The organism is Methyloversatilis sp. S146-33, assembly GCF_059552495.1.
This window is the reverse complement of the sequence record NZ_JCANOT010000016.1, coordinates 15,051-29,116: the sequence shown is the minus strand read 5'-3', so window position 1 is coordinate 29,116 and position 14,066 is coordinate 15,051. Positions and strand designations below refer to the sequence as shown.

Genomic DNA, 14,066 nt, shown 5'->3' with positions numbered 1-14,066 from the left:
CGCCACGGCGTGCAGACGCAGACCCGCCGCCACAGCTTCCTGGTGTCGCTGATCGGCATCAAGCGCGTGGTCGTCGCCATCAACAAGATGGACCTGGTCGGCTACTCGAAGGACGTGTACGAGCGCATCGAGAAGGACTACCGGGCGTTTGCCGCGCAGATCGGCCTGTCCGACATCCTGTGCATCCCGATGTCGGCGCTGAAGGGCGACAACATCATCGAGAAGAGCGCGGCCACGCCGTGGTACGCCGGCCCGGCACTGATGGACCACCTGGAAACCGTGCAGATCGAGGACGACCTGCAGGCGCGCCCCTTCCGCCTGCCGGTGCAGTGGGTGAACCGCCCGAACCTCGACTTCCGCGGTTTCTCCGGTCAGATCGCCTCCGGCACCGTGCGCCCGGGCGACCGCGTGCGCGTGCAGCCGTCCGGCCGCGACACCACGGTCGAGCGCATCGTGCTGTCGACGCAGGATCTGAGCGAAGCGGTGGCCGGTCAGTCGGTCACCGTCACCTTCGCTGACGAGATCGACTGTTCGCGCGGCGACGTGATCGTCGCCGCCGACACGCCGGCGCTGATCGGCGACAGCTTCGACGCCACGCTGGTGTGGATGAGCGACGAGGCCATGGCCACCGGTCGCAGCTATCTGATGAAGTGCGGCACCCGTACGGTCGGTGCCACCGTCCATGCGATCGAATACCGTGTGAACGTGAATACGATGGAGCGCTCCGCCACCGCCGCGCTTGCACTGAACGAGATCGGCCGCGTGTCGCTGCTCACGGACCGACTGCTTGCCTTCGATCCGTACGAGTCGGTGCGTGATACCGGCAGCTTCATCCTGATCGATCGCCTCACCAACAACACGGTCGGCGCCGGCCTGCTGCATGGCGCCCGCAGTCGTCCGCGCGACCTGAGCTGGACGCGCCTGGAAACCGGTCGCGCTGCACGCGCTGCACTGAAGCAGCAGTCGCCGCTGCTGCTGTGGGCAGGCGAAGGCATCGCCGCCGACAAGCTTGAACAGAAGCTCATGTCGCTCGGCCGCCACACCATCACGCTGCCGGCTGCCACCGCCGATCTGCCGCGCATCGTCGGCATCCTGCTCGACGCCGGTCTGGTGGTGGTGATCGACGCCGACTCGGCGCAGCCGGAGAGCCTGGTCACCGCACTGGCGGCCGGCGAGCACGTCGAACTGAAGATCGACGCCGGCGCCGCGCAGGCCGCGCTGGACGCCAGCGGCCAGCGTCTCGTGCTGGCTGCAGGCGCAGCGGAGGAAGTGGTCGAACAGATCGTCGAAACCCTGCGCCGCGCCGGACGTCTGAGCTGAGCGACAGGCCGGGCGCGCTCGACACGCCCGGTCCTTCCTCCCACCGACGCCGGAGCCGCGATGAGCGCCCAACCTCCCGCAGACGAGGACGCGGTCCGCGCCGCGTCGATCGAGAAGTACCGCAGGCGTGCTGCCGGCTATGACGCCACGTGCGGACCGACCTGGCCGATCCGCGAGCGCGCGATCGCGCTGCTCGGCCTGCAACCCGGTCAGTCGGTGCTCGACGTCGGTTGCGGCACCGGTCTCAGCCTGCCGCTGCTGCGGGCTGCCGTCGGCGATGCCGGGCGGGTCCATGGCTTCGACCAGAGCCCGGACATGCTGGCGCAGGCGCGCCGCCGCGTGAGCGAAGCCGGCTGGGACAACGTCGAACTGTTCGAAACCGCGGCGCAGGGCCTGCGCTTGCCGGACCGGGTCGATGCGCTGCTGTTCCACTACACCCACGACATCCTGCGTTCGCACACCGCAGTCGACGCCCTGCTGGCCTGCGCAAGACCGGGCGCCGTGGTGGCGATCGCCGGCATCAAGTATTTCCCGCGCTGGCTGGCGCCGCTCAACCTCTGGGTCTACCTGAAGAACCACGGCTACAACGGTGCGCCGGGCGAACTGCGCACGCCGTGGGACCGCATCGCGCCGCGCCTGGTCGACTGGTCGATCACGACCACGCAGTACGGCATGGGCTATCTCGCCCGCGGCCGCGTGCCGGAATGACCGACAGATCCGCGCCGGGCCCGAAGCAGGCCATCGTCGCGCTGGCCGCGCTGCTGCTCGGCAATGCGCTGCTCAGCGCCAACAATCTGTGGCCCACGCCCTTCATCGTGCCGGATCACCGGCTGTCGCCGGAGTTCGTCGGCCTGTGGCTGGCGCTGATGGCGGCGGTTGCCCGCTATGGCCGTCTGCCGGCTCGCGCACTTACGGTCTTCACCGCGCTGTTCCTGCTGTTCGCGTTCGGCCGCTATGCCGACGTGACCGTGCCCGGCCTGTTTGGCCGGCCGGTCAATCTGTTCTGGGATGGCCAGCAGATTCCACGCTTTCTCTGGGTGACGGCGCAGGGCCTGCCCTGGTGGGTGAGCGTCGGTGCGCTGGCAGCGATTTCGCTGCTCGGCTGGGCACTGTGGCGCGGCGCGCGAGCGCTGGTCGGGCAGATCGCGCACCGGGCGGTTCCGTATGCGCTGCGTCACCGCTGGTCACGCGTCGCGACCGCGCTGGCCGCGCTGCTGGTGACCGCCAATCTGGCCGGCGTCGAGGCAACCTGGCCGGTGGTGTCGCGACCGATCACGCCGACCTACTGGCGGCAGGCCACGCTGCTCGCGACGCTGATGTCGCCGGAGGCGGTGGCGCGCGCGCTGCCGCAGGTGCCGGCGCTGGACGACGCGCTGGCGCAGCCGCCGAGCCGCGCGCTGAGCGCGCTGCGCGGCCGCGACGTCTATCTGATGCCGCTCGAATCCTACGGCGCGGTGGTCTATGACAATGCCGAGGCGGCGCGTCTCCTGCAGCCGGCGCGCGACCGTCTGGCGCAGGACCTCGCCGCCGGCGGCTGGCAGGTGGTGTCGGCCTTCATGCGCTCGCCAACCTTCGGTGGCGCGTCCGATCTCGCACAGCTCGGCATGCTGTCCGGCCTCGATCTGAGCGACCCGCGGCGGCACGACCTGCTGGTCACGACCGAGCGACCGACGCTGATCACCCTGTTCCGGCGTAACGGCTACCGCACTTACGGCTTCTATCCGGCGCTGTTCTGGGCGTGGCCGGAACGCGTGTTCTACGGTTACGACGTGTTCATCGACGGCCGCGACCTGCGCTACCCGGGGCCCGAAATGGGCTACTGGAAGATTCCTGACCAGTACTCGGCCGAGCGCTTCGAACAGCTGCATCCTCGTGCGCCCGGGGAGCCGCCGCGCTTCGTATTCTTCCCGACCATCACCAGCCATCTGCCGTTCTCGCCGGTGCCGCCCTTCCAGCCCGACATCGATCGCCTGCTCGGCGACACGCCCTTCGATCCGGCCGATGCGGCGCGCGCGCTGGCGAAGAAGCCGGACTGGCTGAACATGTTCCCGGACTACATCGGAACCATCGAATACACCTACCGCTGGCTGGGCGACCACCTGCGACGGGCGCCACCGCACGACACGCTCTACGTGCTGGCCGGCGATCACCAGCCGGTGGCCGGCGTCAGCGGTGAAGGCGCGTCGTGGGACGTGCCGGTGCACATCGTGTCGCGCGACCCCGAACTGCTTGCGCGCTTCGTCGCCCAGGGCTTCCAGCCGGGGCTGGCGCCGCCCCGCGCGCCCATCGGTGGCCTGCACGACCTGACGACCCTGCTGCTGCGGGCGGCTGGCGATCTGCCGATCGCGCAGCTCAGCCTCGCGTCGCAGTCTTCGGCGCTGACCGTTCAGGCGACGTCGAGCGCGGCCGGTGTCGCTTCCACTGCGTCGTCGCGATAGGGCGCGCGCCAGCCGAGCAGGTCGCTGGCCGTTTCCGCCCGTGCGCGCAGTTCGGCCGCGTCGGTGCCGTCCAGATGGACGATGCCGTAGCGGTGGCTGCCCGTCCATTTCAGGTCGCGCCGCAGCGCCCGGCCGCGGCGGCCGAAGGCGAACATCAGGCCGTCCGGAAAGGCGTTGGCGAAGCGCGCACGCCGCGCCGTGTCGGGCATTTGCGGCACGGTGGCTGTGTCGAAGGCGCGATAGACCAGGCTGGCCGCGACGCGGGCACGTGGCGTCTCACGACGCAGCAGCCGCGGGTCCTCGCCGTGCGCCAGTGCGAGCGACCAGACGTGGGCGTCGATGCCGTGCACCCGCAGGTAGAGGTCGGAAAACTGCGACGCCAGACGCGGATTGCACTCGATCACGGTAAGCCGGTCGCGCGCATCGTCGTAGAAGAACTCCAGGTTGAAGAAACCGTGGTCGTAGCCGATCGCGCCGAGGAAGCGACGCGCCACGTCGAGCGCGCGCGCCTGTACTGACGCGGGCAGCCGGCTCGGCAGTTCCCAGCGCATGAAAGCCTGGGTGCCCGGATGCATGATGGCGTCGACCACGCCCAGCGCATGCACCTGTCCGTCGAACACCCAGCCGTCGAGATTGAACTGTGGCGTGGCTGGATCGACCGGCTCCTCCAGCAGCATGCGGTGGGCGCTGCCGGCCTCGGGCAGCCGCGCGCGACAGACGCGGTCGAAAGGTTCGATCAGACGGCGGATGATCCAGCGCTCGGCAAGATCAAAACGGGTGTGCGCCTGCAGCGCCTCGCGACTGCCGACTTCGCGCGCCAGCACCGAGAAGGCCGCCTTGATCGGCTTTGCATAGACCGGGTAGGCAAAGCCGGCCGGCAGCCGTGCCGGCACGTCGTCGCCGCACACCATGTCCAGCGCGGCGAAGCGCAGGCAGGCCTCTGGTGCGACCGCCTCCAGCACGCACCGTGCGTGCAGCTTGTGCTGTGCGGCCAGAATGGCTTCGGGCGGCGCACAGGGCAGCCCCAGCCGCTCGGCCACCAGCGCCGCCGCCAGCGCGCCGAAAGCTTCGTGATGCGAGATCACCGCCGACCAGTCGCGCCGCCGGCCGCGCGCCGCGGTGCGCTCGGCGAAGCGTTCGAGGTCGAAGCCGATCAGCCGCAGACTGGACGGAAACGAAAACAGATCGAAGCCGGCGTGGTCGAAGGCGTGGCCCGCGCCGGAGCGGGCGAAGCCGATGCGATCCCAGTCGTAGGCGAAAAGCAGGCCGGCGCGCGGTCTGGAGGGCACGTATCATCCTTGGCGAGTGGCCGGTCGCGCCGGCGGGATCCACTGCGGGCAATCGGCCGCCCGCGCAGTACACAGAATACGAGGGGAATGGACCATGGTGCGCACGCCACGTTTCATCCAGCTGCAGCCGGTCGGCGAGGCAGGGCAGATGCCGGCTCTGTGGGCCGGTCTGCAGGCGCCGGTGGCGCGGGTGTCGCCGAAGTATTTCTACGACGCGCTGGGCTCGCGGCTGTTTGAAGCGATCACCGAACTGGACGAGTACTACCCGACGCGCACCGAGGCTGCCATCTTCGACGCCCACGCCGCCGACATGGCAGCACGTCTGCGCGCGCACGCGGGCCCGGCGCACGATCTGATCGACCTCGGTGCCGGCAGCTGCGCCAAGGCGGCGAAGCTGTTTCCACTGTTCGCGCCGCGCCGCTATGTCGCGGTCGACATCTCGGTCGACTTCCTCAAGCACTCCCTCGAGTGCCTGCAGCGCGCCCATCCGGACATGGACATGGTGGGTGTTGGCCTCGACTTCTCCGCCGCCCTCGCGCTGCCAGCCGCGTTATACGACGGGCCGGCCCTGGTGTTCTACCCCGGCTCCAGCATCGGCAACTTCGCGCCGGACGAGGCGCTGCGCCTGCTGCGTGAAGCGCGCACGGTGGCCCGCGGCGGCGCGCTGCTGATCGGCGTCGATCTGGTCAAGGACAAGGCGGTGCTCGACGCCGCCTACGACGACGCGCTGGGCGTGACCGCCGCCTTCAACCTGAATGTGCTGCGCCATCTGAACCGCATCGCCGGCACCGATTTCCGCATTGCCGACTGGCGCCACGTCGCCTTCTTCGATCCCGCCACCTCGCGCATCGAAATGCATCTGGAGGCACGCCAGACCCTCACCGTGCGCTGGCCGGGAGGCGAGCGCAGTTTCGCCGCCGGCGAGCGCATCCTCACCGAATACTCGTGGAAGTGGACGCGCGAGCTTTTCGAGGTGCTGCTGCGCGAAGCCGGTTTCGGCGACATCGCCTGCTGGACCGACGCGCGCGACGGGTTCGCTGTCTTCCTTGCGTGCGCCTGATGAGAGGCCGATCAGCCGAGCGCGCAGCTGCGGAAACCGGCCGGCACGTCGTCGCGGTCGGGCCGGAAGAAGTTGCGGTAGCGCGGGTCGCGCATGCGCGGCTGCGTCATGAAGGAGGCGCCGCGCAGCACGCGGCGGTCGCCGAACCACGGCGCCGAATAGTCGCGGTAGGGGTGGGGCGCGAAGCCGGGGTAGGGCAGGAAATCGCTGGCCGTCCATTCCCATACGGCGCCCCAGCGGAAGCGATCGGCCGCGCTCGGTGCAGCGCTCAGTGCCGAGTACTCCCACTCCTCCTCGGTCGGCAGCCGGCGGCCGGCCCAGCGGCACCATGCGTCGGCTTCGTAGGCGCTCAGATGGCAGGCCGCGGCGTCCGCGTCAAGCGCCTGCCACTGGCCATACACGCGGCGCTCCCAGCCGCTGCCGGCGCGTCTCAGGTAGCGCGGCTGCGTGCGCCCCTGGGCCGTGCGCCAGCGCCAGCCTTCGCTGCTCCACCAGTGCGGGTCGTCGTAGCCGCCGGCATCGACGAAGGGCAGGTAGTCGCGCCAGCTCACCGCGGCGCTGTCGATGTCCAGTGCCGGCACGCTCATCGCGTGCGCGCTCAGTTCGTTGTCGAAGGCGAAGCCGTTTCCGCTGCTGCCGAGCAGGTGGCGGGCCGCGGGCAGCGACAGCGTGTCGCGCGCGCCGGCCGCGGCCGGCTGCCAGCGCGGGTCATCCACCGCGATGTCGAGCTGTTGCGCCATGTAGAGCGCGGCTTCGTGGTGCATGTCCTCGTGCAGCAACGACAGGCGGAAGAAGTAGAGCGCGTCGTCGCCGTCGTCCGGCACGCCCGCCAGCAGCGAGAGGACACCGTCCAGTTGCCGGGCGAGATCGTCAAGTGTGGCGTCGGCGTCCGGCAGCGGCAGGGTGGGGCGGCTGGCGTGGGCTACGCGGCTAGAGTCGTACAGCGCGTCGGCGTTCGCCCGCAGCGGCGGCGTGCGCGCGACATCGGGGTCGGCACGCACGCCCTTCAGATAAAGCGGATTGCGCAGCGTCCACCATTCCTGGAACCATCCGATGTGGCCCAGCTCCCACAGCGGCGGATTCAGCGTTTCGTGAACCGGGATGCGCAGTGTCGGGCAGGCGCGCTGATAGTCGGCGAAACGGGCCAGCGTGTCATCGCGGCTCGCGCGCAGCGCTGCCGCGAGAGCCGTGCGGTCTCCGCGACGGGCGCTTGCCGATTGATCTGAGGCCTCCATCGAACACACGTCCATGTCCCGTCCATCCATTGTCATCGTCACGCCGGCGCTGGCCGACGCCAACAACGGCAACTGGCGCACTGCACGTCGCTGGGCCGCCATGCTGCGGCCGCGTTTTGACGTTCGGCTGGCGTCCGACTGGCAGGGTGGCGACGAGGCATTGATGATCGCACTGCACGCCCGCCGTTCCGCCGCAGCCGCCACCGCGTGGCGGAAGGCACACCCGTCGCGTCCGCTGCTGCTCACGCTGACCGGCACCGATCTTTACCGCGACATCGACTGCGACGCCTCGGCCCGGCATTCACTGGCCATAGCCGATCGCCTGATCACGCTGAACACGCTCGGCGCGCGTGCGCTGCCGCCGGCGCTGCGCGCACGCTGCAGCGTGCTGCTGCAATCGACGCCGGCGCGCGCACGCGTTGCACCGCCGACGCGCCATCTGCGCGCGCTGATGATAGGCCACCTGCGCGCCGAGAAGGCGCCGGACACGCTGTTCGACGCGGTGCGCCGGCTGCGCACGCGCACCGATATCCGCATCGACCACATCGGCGGGGCGTTGGATCCCGCGCTGGGCGAGCAGGCGCGCACGCTGATGCAGGAATGCCCGCACTATCGCTGGCTGGGCGGGCTGACGCACGGCGACACGCTGCGTCGGCTGGCGCGCGCCAGCGTGCTGGTGCATCCGAGTCGCATGGAAGGCGGCGCGCACACGGTGATCGAGGCGGTGCGCTGCGGCGTGCCGGTGATCGCGTCGCGCATCGATGGCAACGTCGGCCTGCTCGGCGAGGACTACGACGGCTGTTTCGAGGTGGACGACGCGGCGGCGCTGGCCGCCTGCATCGCCCGCGCACGCGACGACGCCGGCTGGCTGGCCCGGCTCGACCGCCAGTGCGCCGCGCGTGCGCCGCTGTTCGCGCCCGAACGAGAGCGCGCGGCACTGGTCGCGCTGGTCGACGGATGTCTGGCATCCTTCGGCCCGCGACACGGCGTCGCGACCGCATGACAACCCCGCAAGAACTGGATGGACAGATGAACGAAGCGCAGGCAGCGAGCACCGAACCCCGACTGACTTCCCTCTCGCATGGCGGCGGCTGTGGCTGCAAGATCGCGCCCGGCGTGCTGTCCGACATCCTGAAGCGCACGGCGGCGATGCCGGTGCCGCCGGAACTGATGGTGGGCATCGAAACGTCGGACGACGCGGCGGTCTATCGCCTCAACGACGAACAGGCGCTGATCGCGACCACCGATTTCTTCATGCCCATCGTCGATGATCCGTTCGACTTCGGTCGCATCGCCGCCACCAACGCGATCAGCGACGTCTATGCGATGGGCGGCCGGCCCATCCTCGCGCTGGCGCTGGTCGGCATGCCGATCAACGTGCTGTCGACGACCACCATAGGCCGCATCCTGGAAGGTGGTGCCTCGGTCTGCCGCGACGCCGGCATCGTCGTCGCCGGCGGCCACACCATCGATTCGGTCGAGGCGATCTACGGTCTGGTTGCGCTGGGCATCGCCCATCCGGACCGCATCCGTCGCAATGCCGACGCACAGCCGGGCGATGTGCTGGTGCTGGGCAAGCCGCTGGGCGTCGGCGTCATGTCGGCGGCGCTGAAGAAGGGCGCACTGGACGACGCCGGCTATGCACGGATGATCGCCAGCACGACCAAGCTCAATACGCCGGGGCCAGATCTGGCGGAGTTGCCCGGCGTGCACGCGCTGACCGACGTGACCGGCTTCGGCCTCGCCGGCCACGCGCTCGAACTGGCGCGCGGCTCGGGCTGCGACGTCGCCATCGACTGGTCGGCGGTGCCGCTGCATGTCGGCACGCGCGAACTCGCCGCGCAGGGCTTCGTCACCGGCGCATCGAACCGCAACTGGGCCGGCTACGGCGAACGCATCGTGCTGGCCGACGGCTTCGCGCCGGAAGACCGCGCGCTGCTTACCGACCCACAGACCAGCGGTGGCCTGCTCGTGTCCTGCACGCCGGACGCGCTGGATGCGGTGCTCGCCACCTTCCGCCGTCACGGCTTCGATGCCGCCGCCGTGGTCGGTGGCGTCGGTGATCGCAGCGCAGCGCCGGTCGTGCGCGCCCGCTGATTTCGGTCACATCGGTGGCATACTCGCCGCCGTTCCGTCCGCCCGGATGGTGAAATTGGTAGACACAAGGGACTTAAAATCCCTCGACGCAAGTCGTGCGGGTTCGATCCCCGCTCCGGGCACCAATACAGGAACAACCGGCTCCGGCGCCTCATCTGGGCCCCCCCGTGGGCGCGACCTTGGCGGCGACACTGCCGGTACGGACCGCCGGCTTCGCTTTGGGCTGCAATCGCGAGCAAGCTCGCTCCCACCCAACCCATGCTCATGCTCATGCTCGGGTCACGGCGCTGGCGCATTCCCATTGTGGGAGCGGCCTTGGCCGCGACTGGGCGGCCGCGGTCCGCCGGCTTCGGTACAGGCTGCTGCTATCGCGGTCAGAAGGCCCCTCCGACGGCATCCGCGTGTGCAGGCGATCAGCCGGCTCGGCTTCCGCGCACAACGCCCGCCAGACGTCGGATTCCGCCGACAGATCGCTTCGTTGCCGGCCTACCGCGTGACAGCGCATCGCTCCCTAGACTTCAGATCAAGCCGCGAGCGATCGACATCGCGTGCTGACCGATCAATGACTGCGGAGAAACGCGATGAAAACGCCGATCCATACCCTCAAGACCGTATCCATCGTGGCCGTGCTGGCTGCCCTGACGACTGGCTGTGCCGGTATGAGTCGCAGCGAAAGCAACGCGATGATAGGTGCCGCGGCCGGTGGTGTCGCCGGCTCCGTGCTGACCGGGGGCAGCACTGTCGGTACGGTGGGTGGTGCCATCGTCGGTGGCGCCATCGGTAACGAAATGGGCAAGAAGAAACGCTGAACGCCGCGCTCGCTTCGACGCCGCCATACCGGGGCCGGTGGTGCACGTTTGTGCCACCGGCCCTTCGTCATTCTGTGCGGCCCCGAAGCGGCGCTATGCTGTGCGCTTCCGCCTCCCGGAAATGATCATGCTCGTCGACACCCACTGTCATCTCGATGCCTTCGAATTCGACGCCGACCGCTTCGACATGATCGCGCGCGCACGCCGCGCCGGCGTCGGCTGCATGTTGCTGCCGGCGGTCGACCGCGACGGATTCGGGCGGGTGAGAGCACTGTGTGACGGACAGGCGGATCTGCGCTTTGCATTGGGCATCCATCCGCTCTTCGTGCCGGCCGCGAGACCCGACGATCTGGACCGGCTGGCGATGGAACTGGATGCACACGACGTCGTCGCGGTGGGAGAGATCGGCCTCGATTTCTTCGTCACCGACATCGATCCCGAACTGCAGGAGTGGTACTTCGTCGCCCAGCTGAAGCTTGCGCGCGAACGCGGCCTGCCGGTGCTGCTGCACGTGCGGCGCAGTCAGGATCGGATACTCAAGCACCTGCGCGCCGTGTTCGGCCGCAACGGGCCGGGCGGCATCGCCCATGCCTTCAACGGCAGCCGTCAGCAGGCCGACGAATTCATCAAGCTGGGTTTCGCGCTCGGCTTCGGCGGAGCGGTGACCTGGCAGCGCGCACTGAATCTGCGCCGCCTGGTAACCGCACTGCCGCTTGAATCCATCGTGCTCGAAACCGACGCGCCGGATATCCCGCCGGAATTCGCCGCCGGTGAGCGCAACGAGCCGGCCCATCTCCCGCGCATCGCGCACGTGATCGCCGGCATACGGGGTATGGCGACCGACGAACTGGTTGCCGCCACCGGGGCCAACGCGCTGCGCGTGCTGCCCCGGCTGGCTGCGTCTTACAGCGCGTAGGCGGCGGAGATGCCGATGAGCCAGCTGCGCTCGCCGGCCGGTGCATAGTAGCGACCGGTCAGCGCGTCGCCGGCGTTGATGTACACCGAGCCAACGTAGTCCTTGTCGAACAGGTTGTCGATGCGCGCAAACTCGCTGACACGCCAGCCGCCGAGCTTCTGCGTGAAGCCGCCGCGGATTGCTGCCACGCCGTAGCCACCGACGCGCACCTGATTGGTGTCGTCACCGAACATGCGGCCGCTGGCGCGGTACTCGATGGCGCCGTTGAAGCCGAGGCCTGCGTGGCGATAGGTCAGCTCCCCATAAAAGGACTTGTTGGCGATGCCGGCGATCTTGTTGCCTTCGGCCACGACGCTCGAGTTGGCCGTGATGCCCGGCGGGTTCGTACTTGCGCACTGCGCGACCAGACACGTGCGGAAGGCATCCTCGAACTTCGCGTCGATCAGCGTCAGCGCGGCATAAGCGGTGAAGTTCTGCGTCAGGCGCGAGTCGATCGACAGCTCGAAGCCCTTGCGCGAGGTGTCACCAGCGTTCTGATAGACGACGCGACCGTTCTGATTGCTCTGCGTAACGATCTCCTTCTCGGAGTCGATGTAGAACACTGCAGCGTCGATACGGGTGGTGTCAGTGACGTAGGACTTCACACCGATCTCGTACTGATTGCTGGTCGACGGCTTCAGGTCGAAGTTCAGGCCGGACTGGTCGTTCGGGCGATAGGCCAGTTCGATCAGCGTCGGGGCCTCGAAGCTCTGGCCAGCATTCGCATAAAGATTGGCGGTCGGCGTCAGCTTGAATACGGCACCGACGGTCGAGGTCCAGTCGCTGTAATCGGCGGAGCCGCTGTCGTCAGGGTTAAGGCGGTTCAGACCCGTGTTGACGGTAAGGGTCGAGCCGCTGCAGGCCGCGCCATCGGTCGTGCAGACGAACTTGTCCTTGGACGAGAACTCGACCTTCGAATATCGTACTCCGGCGGACAGCAGAAGCCGCTCGGTTGCTTCCAGCTCGCCCTGAAGGAAGATGCCGCTCTGCTCGGCGGTGTTCAGTTCGTTTCGCTTGAGCGCGCCCTGCGAGCCGTAATTGACGTTGAACAGATTGTCATTGGCGACGGTCAAGCCATTGCGGTAACCCTTGCGGTCTTCGTCTGCACGCTCGTACTCGGCGCCGACCGTCATCGTCGCCTTCTCGTATTTGTGCGTCCAGCGCACGTTGGTACCCCAGTAGTCACGATCAAAGGTGGACAGGCCGCCGGCTGCGCGAATGTTGTTCTGAACCAGCGCATTGATGGCCAGGTACTGCGCGTTGTTCCGGTTGCCGAGGAAGAAGGCCGCGCGCACGGTGTCTCGATCGGTGAGCGCGGTCTCGAAGATCACACCGCCCTGGCTGTTCTCGAGCGTGCGACGCGTGCCGAAGAACTCGGCGTTGCGGGTGCCGTTGGCGCCGGACAGCGCGCCCGTGCCCTGCTGCCGGCGGTCACCGTTCAGCTGATCGAGGTTCAGGCCCAGCGGGTCCTGTCCCTGCTGGTGCATGTAGTTGCCGACGACGGTGAGCGTCGACCGGTCGCCAAGCTGCCACTTCGCCTTGAAGTTCGCCTGATCCTTGTCGGATTCGCTGTAGGCGCGGTAGCCGTCGGTGCGGAAGTGGGACACGCTGGCGGTGTAGTTGAAAATGCCTATGGTGTCGCCGAACTTCAGGCCGTAGCGGGCCGTGTCATAGCTGCCGAACTGGAAGCTCGGGGTCAGCGTGAAGCGCTCTGGGCCGTCTTCAGTGAACACCTGCACTACGCCACCCGAATGGTTGCCGTACAGCGCGGAGAAGGGGCCGCGCAGCACTTCGATGCGGCTGGCCGAGGCGAGATCGAACAGGCCGGTGCCGCCCTGGCCATCCGGCGTGCTGGCCGGGATGCCGTCGGCGAACAGCTTGACGCCGCGCACACCGAAGGCGGAGCGCGCACCGAAGCCGCGGATGGTCAGCGACTGTTCCTGCGTGTAGTTCTCCTTGCCGGCCGACGCGACGCCCGGCACGCGGTTGATCACCTCGGACAGATTCACCGTCGCACGCTGCTCCTGGATGGTGGCTGCGTCGATCGAATCGATGGCCATTGGCAGGTCGAAGGAATTCTGCTCGACCCGGGTGCCGGTGATGACCACGGTCGGGGCGAGGATGGGCGGAGCGGCCAGCGCGGTCTGACCCATCAGCGCAAGGGCGAGGGCAATCGGTGTGTGGCGGAGCACGGTTGTCATTGGAGGTCTCTCTCTGGGTGTCTACGGCCGGGCGCAATTGCGCGGGCCTGCTGTCTCGGATGCGCGGCGCGTCTGTGCGCGCCTGATCGAACGGGCGCGAGTATAGGCAGCCGCTGCTTACAAAGCCTCACGAAAAACTTGAACCGGCTGGCCGGGCAGCCGAAGACCGGCTTACGTTTCCAGCAAGGCGGCGAGGGCGGGTGGTGCGACCACCTTCAGCGTGGGCGGGCATAGCCGGTGCCGGCCGAGGCGCAGCACGGCGCGGTCGCGCGACACCAGCAGGTCGGCTTTACTGCGCACCGCGAGGTCGAAGAACTTCTGGTCCTCGCGATCGCGGCAGCGCGGCAGTGAGGTATCGGGCTGGTCGGGCTGTGGATGCAGTTCGACCCGTGCGAGGTAGTCGGCGTACAGTCGGGCAGCGGCTTCATCGTCGAGACCGAACTTGTCGTAGCGCAGCACGGTACGCAATTCGCGCAGGCAGGCCTCGTCACATGACAGCCGCGCGCGACCGTCGGTCAGCGCCTGTGCCACGCAGTCCAGTTCGGCGTTGTGCCACAGCAGCAGGTCGAGTACCGCGTTGGTGTCGAGAACGATGTGCTTCACGATGTCCTTCATGATCGGCGCGCAGTGTAGGGCTTCGGCGTCGCCGCGGCGAACGTTTC

At 68.4% G+C, this 14,066-nt stretch carries 12 protein-coding genes and 1 tRNA gene; 9 read left to right on the top strand and 4 right to left on the bottom strand.

Annotated elements, in window-relative coordinates:
- The 3 genes from AC51BJ_RS03990 to AC51BJ_RS03980 form a co-directional block, all read left to right on the top strand.
- A partial coding sequence (locus AC51BJ_RS03990; RefSeq protein WP_496279399.1) for an elongation factor 1-alpha C-terminal domain-related protein occupies nt 1-1,320 on the top strand: 1,320 nt, incomplete at its 5' end.
- 60 nt (nt 1,321-1,380) lie between these two features.
- Nucleotides 1,381-2,028 carry a class I SAM-dependent methyltransferase gene (locus tag AC51BJ_RS03985; RefSeq protein WP_496279398.1) on the top strand — a complete coding sequence of 216 codons (648 nt, stop codon included), beginning with the start codon at nt 1,381-1,383 and terminating at the stop codon, nt 2,026-2,028.
- Nucleotides 2,025-3,758: a sulfatase-like hydrolase/transferase gene (locus tag AC51BJ_RS03980; protein ID WP_496279397.1), complete on the top strand. Its 1,734-nt coding sequence runs from the start codon at nt 2,025-2,027 to the stop codon at nt 3,756-3,758. Before AC51BJ_RS03985 ends, AC51BJ_RS03980 begins: the two co-directional genes overlap by 4 nt.
- On the opposite strand, the gene AC51BJ_RS03975 is transcribed toward AC51BJ_RS03980, so the two are convergent.
- Nucleotides 3,707-5,047: an ATP-grasp domain-containing protein gene (locus AC51BJ_RS03975; RefSeq protein WP_496279396.1), complete on the bottom strand. Its 1,341-nt coding sequence runs from the start codon at nt 5,045-5,047 to the stop codon at nt 3,707-3,709. The two genes, AC51BJ_RS03980 and AC51BJ_RS03975, sit on opposite strands and share 52 nt — an antisense overlap.
- A gap of 94 nt (nt 5,048-5,141) precedes the next feature.
- On the opposite strand from AC51BJ_RS03975, the gene egtD reads away from it, so the two are divergent.
- The gene (egtD, locus tag AC51BJ_RS03970) at nt 5,142-6,107 is read left to right on the top strand and encodes an L-histidine N(alpha)-methyltransferase (RefSeq protein WP_496279395.1); all 966 of its coding nucleotides are present in this window, start codon (nt 5,142-5,144) and stop codon (nt 6,105-6,107) included.
- Nucleotides 6,108-6,118: 11 nt separating this feature from the next.
- On the opposite strand, the gene senA is transcribed toward egtD, so the two are convergent.
- A complete protein-coding gene (gene senA, locus AC51BJ_RS03965; RefSeq protein ID WP_496279394.1) occupies nt 6,119-7,342 on the bottom strand; it encodes a selenoneine synthase SenA in 1,224 nt (407 codons plus the stop codon).
- A gap of 13 nt (nt 7,343-7,355) precedes the next feature.
- On the opposite strand from senA, the gene senB reads away from it, so the two are divergent.
- From senB to AC51BJ_RS03940, 5 genes are all read left to right on the top strand, one after another.
- Nucleotides 7,356-8,345: a selenoneine biosynthesis selenosugar synthase SenB gene (gene senB, locus AC51BJ_RS03960; RefSeq protein ID WP_496279393.1), complete on the top strand. Its 990-nt coding sequence runs from the start codon at nt 7,356-7,358 to the stop codon at nt 8,343-8,345.
- Nucleotides 8,346-8,371: 26 nt separating this feature from the next.
- Entirely contained in the window at nt 8,372-9,439 is a 1,068-nt protein-coding gene (gene selD / locus AC51BJ_RS03955; RefSeq protein ID WP_496279400.1) for a selenide, water dikinase SelD, read from the top strand.
- A gap of 40 nt (nt 9,440-9,479) precedes the next feature.
- Nucleotides 9,480-9,564, top strand: a tRNA-Leu gene (locus AC51BJ_RS03950).
- Nucleotides 9,565-10,020: 456 nt separating this feature from the next.
- Nucleotides 10,021-10,248, top strand: coding sequence for a YMGG-like glycine zipper-containing protein (locus tag AC51BJ_RS03945; RefSeq protein WP_019918139.1), 228 nt, complete (start codon nt 10,021-10,023; stop codon nt 10,246-10,248).
- A gap of 127 nt (nt 10,249-10,375) precedes the next feature.
- Nucleotides 10,376-11,164 (top strand): TatD family hydrolase, encoded by a 789-nt coding sequence (locus AC51BJ_RS03940; protein WP_496279392.1) that lies wholly within the window; start codon nt 10,376-10,378, stop codon nt 11,162-11,164.
- Here AC51BJ_RS03940 and AC51BJ_RS03935 read toward each other — a convergent pair.
- Both AC51BJ_RS03935 and AC51BJ_RS03930 read right to left on the bottom strand, forming a co-directional pair.
- The gene (locus AC51BJ_RS03935) at nt 11,152-13,404 is read right to left on the bottom strand and encodes a TonB-dependent receptor family protein (RefSeq protein ID WP_496279391.1); all 2,253 of its coding nucleotides are present in this window, start codon (nt 13,402-13,404) and stop codon (nt 11,152-11,154) included. The genes AC51BJ_RS03940 and AC51BJ_RS03935 overlap by 13 nt on opposite strands.
- Before the next feature lie 171 nt (nt 13,405-13,575).
- On the bottom strand, nt 13,576-14,019 hold the full coding sequence (locus AC51BJ_RS03930) for a putative toxin-antitoxin system toxin component, PIN family (protein WP_496279390.1): 444 nt from the start codon (nt 14,017-14,019) through the stop codon (nt 13,576-13,578).
- Nucleotides 14,020-14,066: the final 47 nt, after the last annotated feature.